This window comes from Pseudomonas sp. Y24-6 (genome assembly GCF_020295325.1).
GTDB classification, from domain to species: domain Bacteria; phylum Pseudomonadota; class Gammaproteobacteria; order Pseudomonadales; family Pseudomonadaceae; genus Aquipseudomonas; species Aquipseudomonas gregormendelii.
This window is the reverse complement of the sequence record NZ_JACBXG010000006.1, coordinates 93,039-110,345: the sequence shown is the minus strand read 5'-3', so window position 1 is coordinate 110,345 and position 17,307 is coordinate 93,039. Positions and strand designations below refer to the sequence as shown.

The following is a 17,307-nucleotide window of genomic DNA, read 5'->3' as shown; positions in this document are numbered from 1 at the left end:
GCAAACATGTTCAATGACCTGAGTCGCCTCGGTAAATACCTCGGTCAGGCCGCGCGCCTGATGGTCGGCATGCCCGACTACGACAACTACGTCGAGCATATGCAAACCAATCACCCGGACAAGCCGGTGATGAGCTACGAGATGTTCTTCAGGGAACGTCAGGAAGCGCGTTACGGCGGCAAGGGTGGGCCGAAGTGCTGTTGATGCACAGGGTCTAGGCAACACACACACACTGTGGGAGCAAGACCTGCCCGCGATGGCGATCTTTCGGACGCCATCGCGGGCAAGCCTTGCTCCTACAGTTTTTTTCGCGTCCGGGAGACCTTATTTTGTCAGCCCCTATCCCAGTCACCATCCTCAGCGGCTTTCTCGGCGCCGGGAAGACCACGCTCTTGCGCCACCTGCTCAAAACCGAGCACGGCCTGAAAATCGCCGTAATCGAGAACGAATTCAGCGATGCCGGCATCGACACCCAGCTGCTGGGCGAGGAGCCGGTGCAGGTGATGACGCTGTCCAACGGCTGCGTCTGCTGCACTATTCACACCGATCTGACCAAAGCCCTGTTCCTGCTGCTTGAACGCCTGGACAGTGGCGAGATCGCCTTCGACCGCCTGGTGATCGAATGCACCGGGCTCGCCGATCCGGCACCTGTGGCGCAAACTTTCTTCATCGATGAAGAGCTGCGCGAGCGCTACATTCTCGACGGCATTATCACCCTGGTGGATGCCGCCCACGCCGATACGCACCTGGCCCAGACTATCGCCCAGGCGCAAATCGGGTTTGCCGACCGTCTGCTGGTGAGCAAGCGAGACCTCGTGGACGAGGCAGCTTTCACCGCGTTGAGCGAACGCCTGACCCGCATCAATCGTCGTGCACCCATTCGCCTGGTCGACCACGGCAAGATCGACCTGGCTGAACTGCTCGACGTCCGGGGCTTCAATCTCAATGCCGACCTCGGCAGTGGCTTGAGCCTGCGCCCGGTGAGCAAGGCCCCCTCCATCGACCGCATTTCCAGCCTGGTCCTACGGACCGACAAGCCGCTGGATATCGACAAGCTCAGCGAGTTCATGAATGAACTGCTGGAAGCGCATGGCAAGCAATTGCTGCGCTACAAAGGCGTTTTGAGCATCGCTGGCGAACCGCGGCGGATGGTTTTTCAAGGGGTGCTGAAGTTGTATGGCTTCGACTGGGACACCGAGTGGGCGCCTGGTGAGCCGCGCGAAAGCGTGATCGTCTTTATTGCGGATGATCTGCCGGAAGAGAAGATTCGGGAAGGATTTGCGCGGGTGGCGGCGGAGTAAATACAGTGATCTTCAGCGTGTTTGCGGGCCTGTTCGAGAACAAGCCCGCTCCCACATTCTGACCTGTGTCTGCCACAAGCTTTGGGTCATGCACGCATCCCCAGCAGGAGCGGGCTTGCTCGCGAAGGCGGCCTAACCGGCAGCGCGATTGCGGCCGGTCATGGAGGGCATGTTCATCAAAAGATCCTCCAATTGATCCAGGTGTCGGTTCAGCAGTGTCGTCGCCATCGATTCATTCCCGCGCTCCACCGCGTCCAGGATTCCCTGATGTGCCTGCCAATCGCAGCAATTCGCTGGGTGTGCATCAGCCTGTGCAATCGCCAGTGAGGTCAAGGGCACCAGACTGCCCAGAAAATGCGCCAAAGGTGCATTCCCCGCCATCTCTGCCAACAGCAAGTGAAACTCTCCTGACAGCCGAATAGCTGGAGCCTGTTCGGTACAGCTGTGCTCCTGTTCGAGCAGCGCGTGCAACCGTTTGAAGTTCTGGCGGCCACTGTTCCGACAGGCGAGTTGCACCAGCGTGGTTTCCGTCAACCGCCGTGCATGCAAAGTCTGGCGGATCTGTTCGCGATCGAGCAAAGCGACCCGAGGCCGATGATTGGGCCGCAGAATAATGATCTGCTGATGGGAAAGGCAGCTCAGCACACCACGAATGTCGCTGCGACGAGCGGTGAACATTTGCGCCAGGCTGTCTTCAGTAAACCGACTGCCCGCATTGATGCGCTGGTCGAGAATGGCATCGAACACCCGCGCATAAAGATCATTGAGCGGCAGGGCGCAGGGCAGGGCGCCGAGATTCTGAGGTGAAGCGAAGCTGTTCATGGCCGGTCTCCCGTTCCAGGCGTGTTCAACTGCGAAGGTTGTCGTCTGGAATATTCAATTCGATGCCCATGCGCTGACCTTCGCGAAGAATGTGACGACGCATCTCGGCACTGGCCTGGGCGCTATTCTTGCTGCGGATCGCCCGCACCACGGCTTCGTTCTCTTCGAGACGTTCAGCCAGGTGTTCCGGGGAATTGCGCAGCACCTCGGCGCTTTGCTTGAGGGCGTTGCTGGTTTGCTGCACCACACTCTGGAAAATCGGATTAGACGTCAGGGTGAACAGCTCTTCATGGAATGCGATGTAGGCATTCACCCCGGCTTCGCTGTCGTTGGCTTCCAGGGCTTCGCGCATGTCCATCAGCGTGAGACGCAACTGCCCGACTTCCTTGCTGCTGATGGACTGCGCGACCAGCCCGACAATGAACGGCTCAAGGGTGTAGCGCAGTTGCAGCACGTCTTCCAGGCTCGCCCCCGCCACCGCACTGTCATGGGACTGGCTGTCGCTGAGATTGGCCTCCAGGACCACAACACCCTTGCCCGGCATGGACCGCACCAGACCTAGCGTTTCCAGGACGATGACTGCCTCACGCAAACTCGGGCGGCTGATGCCCAATTGTTCTGCCAGTTCCCGTTGCCCCGGGAGCATTTCGCCGGAGCGCCACTGGCCGCGGGCCAGAGCGGCCCGAAGTTTTTCCACGACTGAGTTCACAACGGTCGACGAGGTAATCACTGTTCGCTCCATGAGCATTCAAAACGTTTGATGACCGTGCCCGCCCCTGGGCAGGCACGGCAGTGATTCAAAATTCCTGCTGGTGCGCGGGACCGACTGGTTTTCTCGGCTGGAAGGTATAACCCACCTGGCCGGAAAGCACCTTGCTTGCGCGCTGGATATCGATGTCTTTTTCCCAGCGGGCAATGGCCACTGTCGCTACGCAATTGCCGATCAGGTTGGTCAGCGCTCGGCCGATCCCCATGAACCAGTCGACCGCGAGGACGAGCACCAGACCCACCACCGGAATCGCCGGGATCGCCGTGAGTGTTGCCGCCAGGATCACCAGCGCCGAGCCGGGAATCCCGTGGGCACCTTTGGAGGTAATCAGCGAGACCAGCAGAATCGTCAGCAGGTCGGTCATGGCCAGTGGTGTGCCGGTCGCATTGGCGATGAAGACGATGGCGAGGGTCAGGTAGATCGAGAAACCGTCGAGGTTGAACGAGTAACCCGTAGGGATCACCAGCCCTACGGTCGAGCTGCCGATGCCCAGGTGCTCGAGCTTGCGCATGATCTGCGGCAGTACGGCGTCGGAGGAGGCGGTGCCCATGACGATCAGCAGTTCTTCACGCAGGTACTTGAGCAGCGGCCACATCCGCAGGCCGGACACGCGCATCACCAGGCCCAGGATCAGCGAGACGAAGGCCACGCAGGTCAGGTAGAACAAACCCACCAGGCTGCCCAGATGCTGCAGGGAGTCCAGGCCGTATTTGCTGGTGGTGAACGCGATGGCGCCGAACACGCCGATCGGCGCCAGGCGCACGATCATACCCATGATGCGAAAGATCACATGGCTCAGCTCGTTGATCAGTCGGGAGATGCCCGACGCCGCTTCACCCACCAGGTTGAGTGCGCTGCCAAAGAGTACCGAGAACAGCAGCACTTGCAGGATGTTGTTGTCGGCGAAGGCACCCACCACCGACGTGGGAATCAGGTCCATCAGGAACTGTGTGGTGGTGTGCATATGCTCGCCGCGCTGGGCGATGTCACCCATGTCGGCGGCGGAAAGCTGATCCAGGTGAATGTTGGCGCCGCTGCCAATGCCGGTGCTGAAGGCGAATACCAGGCCGATGACCAAGGCAATGGTGGTCAGGATTTCGAAGTAGATCACCGATTTCAGGCCAATGCGTCCGACCTTCTTCAGGTCGCCGGCACCGCTGATGCCACTGACCACCACGCAGAACACGATCAGGCCGATGAGCATCTTGATCAGTTTGATAAAACCATCGCCCAGCGGTTTGAGCTGTGCAGAGTATTCAGGGAGGGTCAGCCCGCAGACGATGCCGAGCACCAGTCCGAGAACCACTTGGAGGAAGATTGAACGCGAGCACCATCTGAGCATGGGAGGAATCCTGGTCGGTGTCCTGGCTGCCGGCGCTTGGGCGCTCAGATTCAGGACTTAATTATTGTGGTCTTACCGGTATGTCCAGTGCAAGCGCAGTCTACGCAGGGTTTTTTCGTGAATACAAGTGGAAATTGCAAAATTGGCATGACCGGTCTTACCAGCGGCATAAGCCGCGCGTAGGAGCTGCCGAAGGCTGCGATCCTTTGATCCTGGTTTTTTAAAATCGAAAGCAAGATCAAAAGATCGCAGCCTTCGGCAGCTCCTACAGGGAAACGCGAATCCCAATGTAGGCGCTGCCGAAGGCTGCGATCCTTTGATCTTTTCTTAGGGCGAAAAAAAACCGGCCAATCACTTGGCCGGTTTTTCATCCTGCGGGTTTAACGTCGCAATTAAGCGCCGTACACCGGCAGCTTCTTGCAGATGGCCTTGACCTTCTCACGGACGGCGTCGATCACCGCTTCGTTGTTCAGGTCTGCCAGGATGTCGCAGATCCAGCCGGCCAGTTCCTTGCACTCAGCTTCCTTGAAGCCGCGAGTGGTCACGGCCGGAGTGCCGAAGCGCAGGCCGGAAGTGACGAACGGGGAGCGTGGATCGTTAGGCACGGAGTTCTTGTTCACGGTGATAAAAGCCTTGCCCAAAGCGGCGTCGGCATCTTTACCGGAGATTTCCTGCTTGATCAGCGACAGCAGGAACAGGTGGTTTTCAGTACCGCCCGATACCACGTCAAAACCGCGCTCGATGAACACGCCGGCCATGGCCTTGGCGTTCTTCACCACTTGTTGCTGGTAGGTCTTGAACTCAGGCTGCAGCGCTTCCTTGAAGCAAATCGCTTTAGCGGCGATCACGTGCTCCAGCGGGCCACCCTGGGCGCCCGGGAAAACCGCGGAGTTGAGCTTTTTCTCGATGTCGGCGTTGGCGCGAGCCAGGATCAGGCCGCCACGTGGACCACGCAGGGTCTTGTGCGTGGTGGTGGTCACGACGTCGGCGAATGGCACCGGGTTCGGGTAGACGCCAGCGGCGACCAGACCGGCCACGTGAGCCATGTCAACGAACAGGTAGGCGCCAACCTTGTCGGCGATTTCGCGGAAACGCGGGAAGTCGAGGATCTGCGAGTAGGCGGAAAAACCGGCCACGATCATTTTCGGCTTGTGTTCAACGGCCAGGCGCTCGACTTCGTCGTAGTCGATCAGGCCATTGGCGTCGATGCCGTACTGAACGGCGTTGTACAGCTTGCCGGAGGAAGAAACGCTGGCGCCGTGGGTCAGGTGACCACCGTGTGCCAGGCTCATGCCCAGGATGGTGTCGCCCGCTTGCAGCAGAGCCAGGTAAACGGCGCTGTTGGCTTGCGAACCGGCGTGTGGCTGAACGTTGGCGTAATCAGCGCCGAACAGTTCCTTGGCGCGATCGATAGCAAGCTGCTCGACCACGTCGACGAACTCGCAGCCACCGTAGTAGCGCTTGCCCGGATAGCCTTCGGCGTACTTGTTGGTCAGTACCGAGCCTTGAGCTTCCATCACCGCAGGGCTGGTGTAGTTTTCCGAAGCGATCAGCTCAATGTGCTCTTCCTGGCGCTGAGCTTCTTGCTCCATGGCGGCAAAGAGATCGGCGTCGTACTTGGCAATAGTCAAATCACGGCTGAACATGGCGGTCCTCAAGGATCGGGGCAGAAAAGGGGGGCATTCTAACCTAACGAGTTTTAGATGGCATATGAAAGGACATCATGTCGCAGACAAGTGGGCTTCATGACGGGATCAGCGGTGATCGTGCGGCCCCCATCGCCAGCAGGCTGGCTCCCACAGTAATCGCGATAGCCTGCAAACTCCCTGACCGACCATCAATTCTTGTGGGAGCCCGCCTGCTGGCGATGGCTTCCCTGCAAAAATCTCAGTCGAACTCGAACAACGCCTCACGCCCGAACTGCGCCTCAAACCCGCTGGCCGGCATCGGCCTCCCGAACAAATACCCCTGAACTTCATCGCACCCATGCTCACGCAGGAAATCCAGCTGCTCCTGGGTTTCCACGCCTTCGGCGATCACCGCCAGGTTGAGGCTGTGGGCCATGGCGATGATTGCCCGGGCAATCTGGGCGTCCTGTTCGCCGGAGGGCAGGCCATCGACAAACGTGCGGTCAATTTTCAGCACGTCGATCGGGAATTGCTTGAGGTAGTTAAGCGATGAATAGCCAGTGCCGAAGTCGTCGACCGCAATGCTCAGGCCGAGATTCTTCAAGCCGTCGAGGATCTGCATCGCCTCGCTGACTTCGCGCATCAGAATACTTTCGGTCAGTTCCAGCTCCAGGCACGCCGGGGGCAGGCCGATTTCCTTGAGGATGTTGGCGATGCGCGTGCCCAGTTGGCCGTCGGAAAACTGCCGCGCCGAGATATTCACCGACACTTTTGGCACGCGAACCTTGGCCAGGTGCCAGGACTTGAGCTGGCGGCAGGCTTCGCTGATGACCCAGTCGCCGACATCAACCACCAGTCCAAGCTCCTCGAGCACCGGAATGAAATCCCCCGGCGGTACCAGCCCGCGTCGAGGGTGGCGCCAGCGCAGCAAGGCTTCGGCGCCCGTCAGGCGTTTGCCGTCGCCGCTGAACTGCGGCTGGTAGTACAGCACAAATTCGTCCTGCTCCAGGGCATGGCGCAAATCGCTCTCGAGCTCCAGGCGCTCCAGGGCGCTGGCGTTCATGTCCGCCTGATAGAACTGGAAGTTGTTCTTGCCGCGCTCCTTGGCGTGGTACATCGCGGTGTCGGCGTTTTTCATCAGTTGGCTGAGCTCGTTGCCGTCTTGCGGGCTCAGGGCGATGCCGATACTGGCGGTGACGAAAAACTCCCGGCCTTCAAGCACGAAGGGTTTCACCAAACTGCCAAGAATCTGTTCGGCCACATGAATCGCCCGGTTCAACGCCATCTCGCGGTTGGCCCGCGGTTGCAGGAGCAAGGTGAACTCGTCGCCGCCCATGCGGGCCACAGTGTCATCATCGTCGACGCAGCCGAGCAGGCGCGTGGCCATTTCCTTGAGCATGCGATCGCCGGCCGCGTGGCCCAGGGAGTCGTTGATCGGCTTGAACCGGTCGAGGTCGAGGAACATCAGCACCACCCATCCTTTCTGCCGTTCCGCCGATTGCAGAGCGGTGTGCAGGCGATCCTGGAACAGCGTGCGGTTGGGCAGGTGAGTCAGGGCGTCGTAGTAGGCGAGGCGATGGATTCGCTGTTCGCTGGCCTTGCGCTCGCTGATGTCGCTGAAGAAGCACACATAGCTGGCCAGGTCGCCTTCGTCATCCAGCACGGCGGTGATGCCGACCCAGGCCGGGTAATGCTCGCCGTTACGCCGCTTGAGCCACACTTCGCCTTCCCAGGTGCTGTGCTCGTTAAGCTGTTTGAGCACGTAGCGCAGGTGCGCGTCCTGTTGCTCGTCCACGGTCAGCATGTTCGGCAACTGGTCGAGCACTTGTTCGACCGCGTAACCGCTGACGCGGCTGAAGGCTTCGTTGGCCTGCACGATGTAACCGGCTGGGTCGGTGATCAGGATTGCCGAGGTCGAGTGCTCGAACACCGTCGCCGCCATGCGCAGATCTTTCTCGGCGCGGCGTTGCTGACTGATGTCGCGACCGACCCCCAGCACGCCTTCGAAGGCTCCCTGGTCGTCCCAGACCAGCACCAGGCGCAGCTCGATGGGGACCTTGCGACCGTCGGCGCGCAGGCAGTCGAACAGGAACAGTTGTGTCTGCACCTGGTCGCGCAACAGCGCCAGCCTGTCGGGTTTGTTCAGCGCCTTGCTGATCCGGTCCATCAGGCTGTAGATACCGGTCAGTTGCTGCGGGTTGGCAATGGTCGATTGCCAGCCGTTCTGGAAGATCCATTCGACGTCATAGCCCAGCACGGCATGCACCGAGGGGCTGACGTAATTGAGTGCCATTGCGCTGTCGGTGGAAAAAATCACGTCGCTGATGCTTTCGGCGAGCATGCGATAACGCTGCTCGCTGTCGCGCAGGGATTCGCTGGCTTCGATCTGCTCGGTGATGTCCTTGGCCACGCCGATGATGCGCGTGACCTGGTCGTGTTTGTCCCGCGCCAGGGCTTGTTCGCGCACTTCGAACCGGCGCCATTTGCCGTCCCGGTGGCGAAAGCGCAACTGGCATTGCATCAGCTGGCTGTAACCGCCGTGGCGCTGGGTCTGGCGCGATCGATGATACAAGTCGGCATCATCAGCGTGCAGCAGGACTTCCCAGAAGTAATCGCCCATCTGGTGCAGCTCGGTGCGGTTGTAGCCGAGGGTCTGGCCCAGATGGTGGTTGCTGAAGATCATTCGCTGGCTGATGACGTCTTGCACATACAGGTGATCCGGAACCGTGCGTACCACATCGGACCAGAATCCTTCGCGCTCCAGCAGCGACAGCTCGATAAGCTTGCGGCTGGTGACGTCCGTGATGCTCAGGATCACTGCCTTGTAGTCACTCTGGTCCTCGGGCAGGCGCAGCACCAGCCACAAGTGCTGATCACGGCCGCTGGCGTCCTGCAGGCGGATCTCCAGTTCGAGCTGTTTGTGCCCCTGCAACACGGCTTCGAGTATCGGCAGGCCGATGGCCGAACTGGTCAGTGGATTGCCGTCGATCAGGCGCTTCCACGCCTCCTCCGGGGCATTGACGTCCAGTAGCAACAGGGCTACCTCGTTGACTTCGGTGATGCGCATTTCGCGCAGCAACTGTTCACGTTGCGTTGGCACGGCCAGCCAGCTTTGCAACCGTTCGGTGTCAAGGATGCGGGCCTTGTCGAACGCACTCTTGAGCCCGGACAGATCCAGTACGCACAGGGCGACCCCGGTGCCTTCGAAGATGTCCTGATAGCGTCGACGACCCTCATGCAACTGGCGCTGGCGGCGGCGCATGTTCAGTAGCGCGATGAAGGGCAGCAGGGAAAAGGCCAACCCGAGCAGGCATTTGCCGATGAATGCCGGCAATAAATGCTCGATCACGCGTTGACGGTCGAACAGCCCGCGCAGTTGCCAGTCGCTGCTGCTCAGAGGCACTGTCAATACGCTGTTGGCCAGGTCCTCTGCCGTCAGTTCGCTGGGCTCAGACACCGGTACGGCGTTATCGCGGCTGACAATTTGCCGATTGATGCGGTTTTCCACCAGCCACAGCGGGCGGATGCCGGCTTCATTCTGCTTGGCCAGCGATGCGAAGAAGGCCGGAGACAGGCGCAGCGCCCAATAGCCGCGAGTGCTGCCGCTGGCCTGGTGCAGCAGCAAATGGACCATCGAGCCGTCGTCGGCATTGCTGAAATAGTGCGCCTGGGCGCGGCTGCGCTGAACCAGCTGGCTCAGGTAGTCGGCATCGTTACTGTCCACGGCGCTGTCGCTGAGCACTTTTCCAGACGGACTGAGCAGTGCCAGGCTGCGTACATCAGGCAGCGACTGCTGGATTTTGCGCAGCAGCGCCTGTTGTTCTTCGTGAGTCTGTGGCTGCTCGACGATCGGCAGCAGGTTCAGGGCGATCTGCGCGTTCAGCGCCATATTCAGGCTGATTTGAGAAGCCAGGTCGGCGGTGAAGTCGATGGTGTACTGGCGCTGGTTCTTCTGGGTTTCGCGCAGCTGGTCGAGCAGTTGCCAGAAGAGAAGGGCCAGCAGCAGTAATACGAGTGTGGCCAGCCCACCTTTCAACGTCCCGCGCAGGGGAGAGCCGGCCGCAGAACGGGCATCGTTCACAGAAGACGGTGGAGGCACGTTAGACAAGCTGTGTAATCCTGCGCAAGGGCTGGGCTGGCGCGACGCGCACTATAAGCCGGACGCCCGAAGGGCGGCTAGCATGCCTTGAGTTGTGGCAAAGTGCCAGTCCCGCTCGGCTGGACTGCCATCCATCATTAAGGTAGCTTTGCCGGTTACGTGGGAGCGTTCCAGCTCCTAGAATCAGACTTTCTTCAGCGCGCACGCATTGGTCCCTATCAAGCGGTCAGCGCGCACGGTCTGGCCGGGCCTCGCCCGCGCTCCAATCATTCATCTGTCACTGACCCAAGGTTCTCCATGGCTCAATACGTCTTCACCATGCATCGGCTGGGAAAAGTTGTTCCGCCGAAGCGGGAAATCCTGAAAAACATTTCGCTGTCCTTCTTCCCTGGCGCCAAGATCGGCGTGCTCGGCCTCAACGGTTCGGGTAAGTCCACGCTGCTGAAAATCATGGCGGGCGTCGACACCGAATTCGAGGGCGAAGCCCGTCCGATGCCGGAACTGAACATCGGCTACCTGCCGCAGGAACCGATCCTGGATCCGACCAAGACCGTGCGTGAAGTGGTCGAGGAAGCGGTTAGCGTGATCAAGAACGCCCAGGCTCGCCTGGACGAGGTCTACGCCGCTTACGCCGAGGAAGATGCCGACTTCGACAAGCTGGCTGCCGAACAGGCCAAGCTCGAGGCGATTCTGCAGGCCAGCGATGGTCACAACCTGGATCGTCAGCTGGAAGTGGCGGCCGATGCACTGCGTTTGCCCGCCTGGGACGCCAAGGTCGAATTCCTCTCCGGTGGTGAAAAACGTCGTGTGGCCCTGTGCCGCCTGCTGTTGTCGGCCCCGGACATGTTGCTGCTGGACGAACCGACCAACCACCTGGACGCCGATTCCGTCGCCTGGCTGGAGCACTTCCTCCATGACTTCCCGGGCACCGTGGTAGCGATCACGCACGACCGGTACTTCCTGGACAACGTTGCCGGCTGGATTCTCGAACTCGACCGCGGCGCCGGTATCCCGTACGAGGGCAACTATTCGGGCTGGCTTGAAGCCAAGTCCAATCGTCTGGCTGCAGAATCCAAGCAGCAGTCGGCCCATGAAAAAGCCATGAAGGAAGAACTGGAGTGGGTGCGCAAAGGCGCCAAGGCCCGCCAGTCCAAGTCCAAGGCTCGTCTGCAACGCTTCGAAGAAATGCAGTCGCAGGAATTCCAGAAGCGCAGCGAAACCAACGAGATCTACATCCCGGCCGGTCCGCGCCTGGGTGACAAGGTCATCGAGTTCAAGAACGTCTCCAAGGGTTACGGCGATCGCGTGCTGATCGACAACCTCTCGTTCTCCATGCCCAAAGGCGCCATCGTGGGTGTGATCGGCGGTAACGGCGCGGGTAAATCCACGCTGTTCCGCATGTTGATGGGCAAGGAGACTCCGGATTCGGGCACTATCGAAGTCGGCGAAACGGTGCAACTGGCTTGCGTTGACCAGAGCCGTGAGGACCTGGATGGCAGCAAGACGGTATTCCAGCAAATCTCCGACGGTTCCGACCAGATCCGCATCGGCAACTACGAGATCCCGTCGCGTACCTACGTGGGTCGCTTCAACTTCAAGGGTGGCGATCAGCAGAAGTTCGTCAAGGACCTGTCCGGTGGTGAGCGCGGTCGCCTGCACCTGGCCCTGACCCTGAAGGAGGGTGGCAACGTCCTGCTGCTCGACGAACCGTCCAACGACCTCGACGTTGAAACCCTGCGTTCCCTCGAAGAAGCACTGCTGGACTTCCCGGGCGCCGCCATTGTGATCTCTCACGATCGGTGGTTCCTGGACCGCGTCGCGACGCACATCCTGGCGTACGAAGATGACTCGCAAGCAGTGTTCTTCGAAGGTAACTACACCGAGTACGAAGCCGATCGCAAAAAGCGTCTTGGCGAAGCCGCTGCCCAGCCGCATCGTGTACGGCACAAGAAACTGGCCTGATTCGGGGTTGGTTGCATGAAAGAACGGAGCCTTCAGGCTCCGTTTTTTTTGCTCTGTTTTTCTGGGATACCGAGTGAAATTCATCGCCGGCAGACCAGCTCCCACAAAGTGTTGTGCAGGCAATAAATCTCGATTCACCACCCATCCCCGTGGGAGCTAGCCTGCTAGCGATGGCGGTGTAACTGTTGGTGCATTACGTCGAGTCGATCTCCCTATTCAGGTGCAAAAACGGCCGAAAAACAGACTTATTTATATCCTGTGCACCATTTAATTTCATAAAGGCGACATGTTGCGCTGTTCCTGTGCGCGATTCGTTTGTTAAAGTCCGGCTCAATCTCTCCAACGACAATAAATTTGCCGAGACTTTCCATGATCGAATCCGTTGAATCCTTCCTTGCCCGCCTGAAAAAACGTGACCCCGACCAGCCCGAGTTTCACCAGGCTGTGGAAGAAGTCTTGCGCAGCCTCTGGCCGTTCCTGGAAGCCAACCCGCACTACCTCACTTCCGGCATCCTGGAGCGTATCTGTGAGCCGGAGCGGGCGGTGGTGTTTCGTGTGTCATGGGTCGACGATCACGGCAAGGTGCAGGTCAATCGGGGCTTCCGCATCCAGATGAACAGTGCCATCGGTCCGTACAAGGGCGGTCTGCGCTTCCATCCGTCAGTGAACCTGGGCGTGCTGAAATTCCTCGCGTTCGAACAGACGTTCAAGAACTCCCTGACCTCGTTGCCCATGGGGGGCGGCAAGGGCGGCTCGGACTTCGACCCCAAAGGCAAAAGCGATGCTGAAGTCATGCGCTTCTGCCAGTCCTTCATGAGCGAGCTGTACCGGCACATCGGTGCAGACGTTGACGTGCCGGCGGGCGATATTGGCGTCGGTGCCCGAGAGATTGGCTTTTTGTTCGGTCAATACAAGCGCCTGAGCAACCAGTTCACCAGCGTGCTCACAGGGAAGGGCCCGAGCTACGGCGGCAGCCTGATTAGGCCCGAAGCCACCGGTTTCGGTTGTGTCTATTTCGCCGAGGAAATGCTCAAGCGCCAAGGCGCAACCGTCGAAGGCAAGCGCGTGGCGATCTCGGGTTCTGGCAACGTCGCGCAGTACGCGGCCCGCAAGGTCATGGATCTGGGCGGCCAGGTCATTTCGTTGTCGGACTCCGAGGGCACGCTGTACTGCGAAGCCGGTTTGACTGAAGAGCAATGGTTGGCGGTACTGGAACTGAAAAACGTCCAGCGCGGGCGAATCATTGAGTTGGCTGCGCGCTTCGGCCTCGAGTTCCGCGCCGGTCAGAGCCCATGGGATCTGGCCTGCGACATTGCGCTGCCATGCGCAACGCAGAATGAACTCGATGCCGAGGCCGCCCGCGCATTGCTGCGCAACGGCTGCATCTGCGTGGCCGAAGGCGCCAACATGCCGACCACGCTGGAAGCCGTGGACCTGTTCATCGAGGCAGGGATTCTGTTTGCGCCAGGCAAGGCCTCCAACGCAGGCGGCGTCGCGGTAAGTGGCCTGGAAATGTCGCAGAACGCCATGCGCCTGCTGTGGACCGGCGGCGAGGTGGACAGCAAACTGCACGCCATCATGCAGTCGATTCACCACGCTTGCGTGCACTACGGCGAAGAGAATGGCCGGATCAACTACGTCAAAGGGGCAAACATCGCCGGCTTCGTCAAAGTCGCCGATGCCATGCTCGCCCAAGGTGTGGTCTAAGCCGGTTCGATGCGGATGATCTCGATCAGTTGATCGCCGACCGGGCGTTGCCACAGCACCTCATCCCCGAGTTGCGCCCCAAGCAGCGCCCGGCCCAGCGGCGAGCCCCAGTTGATCAGGCCCGCCGATGCGTCCGCCTGATCCTCGCCCACCAGCTGGACGGTCTGTTCAGCGTTGTGCTCGTCGGCAAACGTCACCCGACTGCCAATCTGCACCTTTTGCGTCGAGCTCGCGGGTGTTATCACCTGCGCGCTGAGCACGCGCTGGTTGAAATAGCGTAAATCCCGTTGCAGGTCCGCCTGGCGCTGTTTGTTCGCCTGTTCTCCCTTGGCCGACTCAGCGCCGAGCTGCTGCTGCAGTTCGGCAACCTTGGCCTGCAACTGGGTCAGTCCGGTGGGTGTGACGTAGTTGGGCTGCGCGCTGACCTGCCGTTCGACAGGCTGATCGGCTTGCGCAGCGGCGTTATCTTCATTGACGAAGGCGCGACTCATGGTTTTCTCCCGTTATAGGGTTTGGGCCATGGTCGCAGTCATTTAGTTTCGACGGATGCCCGTGAGCGACTCATTGCGAGCGATAGGCGCGCGCCGCATCCTGGTCCTTCTGCTGTTGCCAGGCCTTATCGCGGTCATCCCAATGGTGGCTGCGATAGTCTGCGCGATCCTGATTTTCCAGCATCGCCTGGCACTGGCGAAAGCCATCGCTCCAGCCTTCGGCATAGTGCGGGTCCTTGAGATAACGCGGGACGTTTTTGCGAAATTCACCGGTCATCGCCCCGGCCGCCTGACGACCACTGACGCAACCGTCATCGAAGCCGTCGGCGAAGGCAGGCGGATAGCCCTTGGCGATCAGGTCTTCGTGGGTCGACTGGCAACCCGCGCACAACAGCAGCAATCCCAGCATACCTGCGCAACGCCACATCTCAGACTCCTGACCGTTCGACGGCCTATGCAGTCAGTCTAGAAGTCGATTCGTTGTCGGGATGTGAAAGGAAGATCAAAAGATCGTCCGAACGCTGCTCGAGCCTTCGGACGATCTTTTGATCTAGTAGTGATACCACTTCATCTCAAGCATCACTTCATTCTCAGGCGATGCCATGTGGCTGAACTCGCGCTGCGCACTCAGGCGCAGGCCCAGGTTTCGCGACAGCTCCCACTGCTGATTCAAGCTCACACTGCGCCGCACCTCGCCATTGGTGAAAAAATCACCTTTGGTCTCCAGGCTGAAATTACCCAGGGGGTTTTTCCACAGCACCCCGGTATTAAATCCGGCGGCGGGGGCGATGAATTCGGCGAAGTCATTGTTGTGCTCCACCCGCACGGTGCCCATGACAAACCCGAGCATGTCTTCGCTCAATTGCCAGGTCCCGCCGCCGCCACCGTTGACGTGACTGACCAGGTTCTCGTCATCGTGCTTGCCCGGAACGCGTTCCAGGCCGCCGGTGACTTGCCAGGACAATGGTTGCAGCAGCTCGTTGCGCGGGGTCAGCGAGCGAATCGTCGCCAGGTCCAACTGCTGGAACTGCCAGCGGTTGCCTTCGTACTGGCGCAATTTCATCTGCAGAATTTCGATCTGCGCGCCCAGAGGGAAGCTTTCGGCGTTGTCGTTGAGGTCGTGGTAGGCCATGCGCAAGCCGTACTCGGCGAAGGCTTCATCGCCCCGAGTGCCGATGCCGGCCTGCCAGGTGCGCGATTCATGACCGTCCTCGGGCAGACCCGGTTGCGCAATATCAAGCGCCGGCGCCGGGTTCTGATTGATCGCCCGCAGCAGTTCGAAACTGCGCTGGGAGCGCTCAGGGTCGCGTTCCTGGCCGTTGGCGCGGTAACGTTCCAGGCGATACGCGGCGTCGATGACCAGCGCCTGGCGATCGCGCGGCAGTGCCTTGAAATCTGCGCTCTGAAGCTGCTTCTGATCGGCGCTGACCTTCAGTACCCATTGCTGCTCTTCATCAGTCAGCGGCTCGGCACGGCTCAGCAGCTCACGCTCCCGGGACGGACGATACTGGATGGACTCGACCAGGCCGGCCTCTTTCACGGCCTTGACGGTGTCGGTAGGGATGGCCGTAAGGGGGAATTGTTCGGTCAGGCGCAGGCTCGGTCGCGCCACTTGCAGCAGTTCAAGCAAGCGATAGGAGCAGTTTTCGTCGAAGAAAAAATAGTCGAACTGGATCTGTTTCAGTTCCCAGACGTGCTCGACCATGCGCGCCGTTTCTGCCTGGGTAAGGTTCAGCCGGTATTCCCACAGGTCGCGGTTTTCCAGGCTGCGGTATTCCGAGAGCTTTTCCTGGTAAGGCACCAGCGCAAACAGCCCCGGGTAGCCCCCCATAAGGCCTTTCCAGGCGTAAAGGATGCTGTTGTCGGAACCTTCGATGTAGGCGCCGAAGTTGATCGCATAACTGAGCAGTGAAGTCTTGTCGCTCTGCACGCCAGCCTGGTCAATGCGCAGCAGGGTGTGACCAAACATCGACGACGGGCTGTTCAGGTAGGCCGCGGGAAAAATCATCACCGCACTGTCGGGGGAAACGTCCTTGAACCATTGCTTGAATTCGGCACATTGCGGGGCCGGCAAGTCCGTCAGGTTCAGTTGCGCCTTCAGCCAGCGGGTGCGTGCCGGGTAGACGCATTGTGCGTGTTGTTCGCCTTTGCTTGCCGGGGCGTACAAGGCCTGCACAGTGGCGGCCAGTTCGCGGTCCGGATGTTCGTTGCCGTCCGGCGCGAGGAAAAACTTGCGGTCACTGACGTAGCTGCGCCAGCCACCGAGCTTGGCAGTTTCGTAGTGGCCCAGGGAGATCCAGAAAGGGTCGTTAGCCAGTTGCTGCAAACGTTCAGAGTCGATGTTTGGCGCGGCGGACAGCGGGGCGCAGGCACAGAGCGCCAACCAGGCAAGGCGTTTGAGCATAGTGGGCAACTTAATGGAAAGAAACAAAGACCCAAGGGGGCGCAGGTCCAAAAAATAAAACCCGCCCCCCGAGAGGAGCGGGTGGGTCGAGCTTATGCTTGAGTGGCGTATTTGGCCAGGCGAGCATCGTTCTTGATAACGGACAGGGTGTTGGTATGCACGTCTTCAGCGGTCACATCTGCCTTGCTGAAGATCTGCTGGAAGTGCTCGTGGGTAACTGCTGCAAAATGCTCACGATCTTCCGGCGCCACGCCCAGTACCACGGCATAGGTCGTCAGCGCTTCGCCGTTGCCTTTAGCCATGTCTTCGGACAACTCATTCATCATGCCATTCATGGCCAGCCAGGATTTGCCGCCATAGGTCAGCGACGCGTTAGTCGAGCAACCGTTGGTACCCGATGTCATACCGAACGTTGCGTTACCGGAAGTGCCGTTGGTGGTGGATGCCAGGAAGTGAGCCGGGGTGCCACGCTGACCTTCGAACAGCATGTTGCCCCAACCGCAATCCGGACCGCCTGGCGCCTGAGCCATGGCGTTGATGGATACAGCGGTGAAGAGAGTACCGAGAAGAATCCGTTTCATAGCTTTGTTCTCTTTATGTGCATACCAATGGACAGGGTCTGGCCCGATCTGGCGCCAGTGGGCCGGTTATTGTTCCAGCCGCGCAGTTTGGAGTTTAGGCACGTTCCAAGGGTTCCGTTACTTTTTGCTAAATATTCGTCAAAACATCGATTTAGCCCCGGCCAGGCTGGCGATGGCGGTTTGGCTATGCTTTGACTGAAG

Annotated in this window: 13 protein-coding genes; 4 read left to right on the top strand and 9 right to left on the bottom strand. The window is 59.8% G+C overall.

Annotation, left to right across the window (positions count from 1 at the left end):
- Nucleotides 1-6: 6 nt before the first annotated feature.
- Nucleotides 7-204: a YbdD/YjiX family protein gene (locus tag HYI44_RS13555; protein WP_028620750.1), complete on the top strand. Its 198-nt coding sequence runs from the start codon at nucleotides 7-9 to the stop codon at nucleotides 202-204.
- Between the two features lie 125 nt (nucleotides 205-329).
- Nucleotides 330-1,301, top strand: coding sequence for a GTPase (yjiA, locus tag HYI44_RS13550; protein WP_225569610.1), 972 nt, complete (start codon nucleotides 330-332; stop codon nucleotides 1,299-1,301).
- 132 nt (nucleotides 1,302-1,433) lie between these two features.
- On the opposite strand, the gene HYI44_RS13545 is transcribed toward yjiA, so the two are convergent.
- The 5 genes from HYI44_RS13545 to HYI44_RS13525 all read right to left on the bottom strand — a co-directional run bounded on the left by HYI44_RS13545 (nucleotide 1,434) and on the right by HYI44_RS13525 (nucleotide 9,970).
- Nucleotides 1,434-2,123, bottom strand: coding sequence for a GntR family transcriptional regulator (locus HYI44_RS13545; protein ID WP_225569609.1), 690 nt, complete (start codon nucleotides 2,121-2,123; stop codon nucleotides 1,434-1,436).
- Between the two features lie 25 nt (nucleotides 2,124-2,148).
- A complete protein-coding gene (locus tag HYI44_RS13540) occupies nucleotides 2,149-2,853 on the bottom strand; it encodes a FadR/GntR family transcriptional regulator (RefSeq protein WP_045059332.1) in 705 nt (234 codons plus the stop codon).
- Between the two features lie 67 nt (nucleotides 2,854-2,920).
- Complete coding sequence (locus HYI44_RS13535; RefSeq protein ID WP_225569608.1) at nucleotides 2,921-4,234, bottom strand: C4-dicarboxylate transporter DctA; 1,314 nt, start codon at nucleotides 4,232-4,234, stop codon at nucleotides 2,921-2,923.
- A 392-nt stretch (nucleotides 4,235-4,626) separates the two neighbouring features.
- Nucleotides 4,627-5,880, bottom strand: a complete 1,254-nt coding sequence (gene glyA, locus HYI44_RS13530; RefSeq protein WP_054051411.1) for a serine hydroxymethyltransferase — start codon at nucleotides 5,878-5,880, stop codon at nucleotides 4,627-4,629.
- Between the two features lie 241 nt (nucleotides 5,881-6,121).
- On the bottom strand, nucleotides 6,122-9,970 hold the full coding sequence (locus HYI44_RS13525; protein WP_225569607.1) for a bifunctional diguanylate cyclase/phosphodiesterase: 3,849 nt from the start codon (nucleotides 9,968-9,970) through the stop codon (nucleotides 6,122-6,124).
- Between the two features lie 288 nt (nucleotides 9,971-10,258).
- Here HYI44_RS13525 and ettA point away from each other — a divergent pair, with 288 nt between their 5' ends.
- Together ettA and gdhA are read left to right on the top strand one after the other, a co-directional pair.
- Complete coding sequence (ettA, locus tag HYI44_RS13520) at nucleotides 10,259-11,923, top strand: energy-dependent translational throttle protein EttA (RefSeq protein ID WP_045059336.1); 1,665 nt, start codon at nucleotides 10,259-10,261, stop codon at nucleotides 11,921-11,923.
- A 369-nt stretch (nucleotides 11,924-12,292) separates the two neighbouring features.
- Nucleotides 12,293-13,630 (top strand): NADP-specific glutamate dehydrogenase, encoded by a 1,338-nt coding sequence (gene gdhA / locus HYI44_RS13515; protein WP_225569606.1) that lies wholly within the window; start codon nucleotides 12,293-12,295, stop codon nucleotides 13,628-13,630.
- On the opposite strand, the gene HYI44_RS13510 is transcribed toward gdhA, so the two are convergent.
- From HYI44_RS13510 to HYI44_RS13495, 4 genes are all read right to left on the bottom strand, one after another.
- Complete coding sequence (locus HYI44_RS13510; RefSeq protein WP_122838989.1) at nucleotides 13,627-14,121, bottom strand: GreA/GreB family elongation factor; 495 nt, start codon at nucleotides 14,119-14,121, stop codon at nucleotides 13,627-13,629. The genes gdhA and HYI44_RS13510 overlap by 4 nt on opposite strands.
- Nucleotides 14,122-14,191: 70 nt before the next feature.
- The gene (locus HYI44_RS13505) at nucleotides 14,192-14,548 is read right to left on the bottom strand and encodes a hypothetical protein (protein WP_045059339.1); all 357 of its coding nucleotides are present in this window, start codon (nucleotides 14,546-14,548) and stop codon (nucleotides 14,192-14,194) included.
- Between the two features lie 123 nt (nucleotides 14,549-14,671).
- The gene (locus tag HYI44_RS13500; RefSeq protein WP_225569605.1) at nucleotides 14,672-16,525 is read right to left on the bottom strand and encodes a DUF4105 domain-containing protein; all 1,854 of its coding nucleotides are present in this window, start codon (nucleotides 16,523-16,525) and stop codon (nucleotides 14,672-14,674) included.
- A 92-nt stretch (nucleotides 16,526-16,617) separates the two neighbouring features.
- Nucleotides 16,618-17,106 carry a DUF3015 domain-containing protein gene (locus tag HYI44_RS13495; protein WP_045059341.1) on the bottom strand — a complete coding sequence of 163 codons (489 nt, stop codon included), beginning with the start codon at nucleotides 17,104-17,106 and terminating at the stop codon, nucleotides 16,618-16,620.
- Nucleotides 17,107-17,307 lie beyond the last annotated feature (201 nt).

What these genes read in the sequence shown, in the direction of transcription:
- HYI44_RS13555 (WP_028620750.1), top strand. Translation starts at nt 7, where the DNA reads ATGTTCAATGACCTGAGTCGCCTCGGTAAATACCTCGGTCAGGCCGCG.
- HYI44_RS13545 (WP_225569609.1), bottom strand. Translation starts at nt 2,123, where the DNA reads ATGAACAGCTTCGCTTCACCTCAGAATCTCGGCGCCCTGCCCTGCGCC.
- HYI44_RS13535 (WP_225569608.1), bottom strand. Translation starts at nt 4,234, where the DNA reads ATGCTCAGATGGTGCTCGCGTTCAATCTTCCTCCAAGTGGTTCTCGGA.
- glyA (WP_054051411.1), bottom strand. Translation starts at nt 5,880, where the DNA reads ATGTTCAGCCGTGATTTGACTATTGCCAAGTACGACGCCGATCTCTTT.
- ettA (WP_045059336.1), top strand. Translation starts at nt 10,259, where the DNA reads ATGGCTCAATACGTCTTCACCATGCATCGGCTGGGAAAAGTTGTTCCG.
- gdhA (WP_225569606.1), top strand. Translation starts at nt 12,293, where the DNA reads ATGATCGAATCCGTTGAATCCTTCCTTGCCCGCCTGAAAAAACGTGAC.
- HYI44_RS13510 (WP_122838989.1), bottom strand. Translation starts at nt 14,121, where the DNA reads ATGAGTCGCGCCTTCGTCAATGAAGATAACGCCGCTGCGCAAGCCGAT.
- HYI44_RS13505 (WP_045059339.1), bottom strand. Translation starts at nt 14,548, where the DNA reads ATGTGGCGTTGCGCAGGTATGCTGGGATTGCTGCTGTTGTGCGCGGGT.
- HYI44_RS13500 (WP_225569605.1), bottom strand. Translation starts at nt 16,525, where the DNA reads ATGCTCAAACGCCTTGCCTGGTTGGCGCTCTGTGCCTGCGCCCCGCTG.
- HYI44_RS13495 (WP_045059341.1), bottom strand. Translation starts at nt 17,106, where the DNA reads ATGAAACGGATTCTTCTCGGTACTCTCTTCACCGCTGTATCCATCAAC.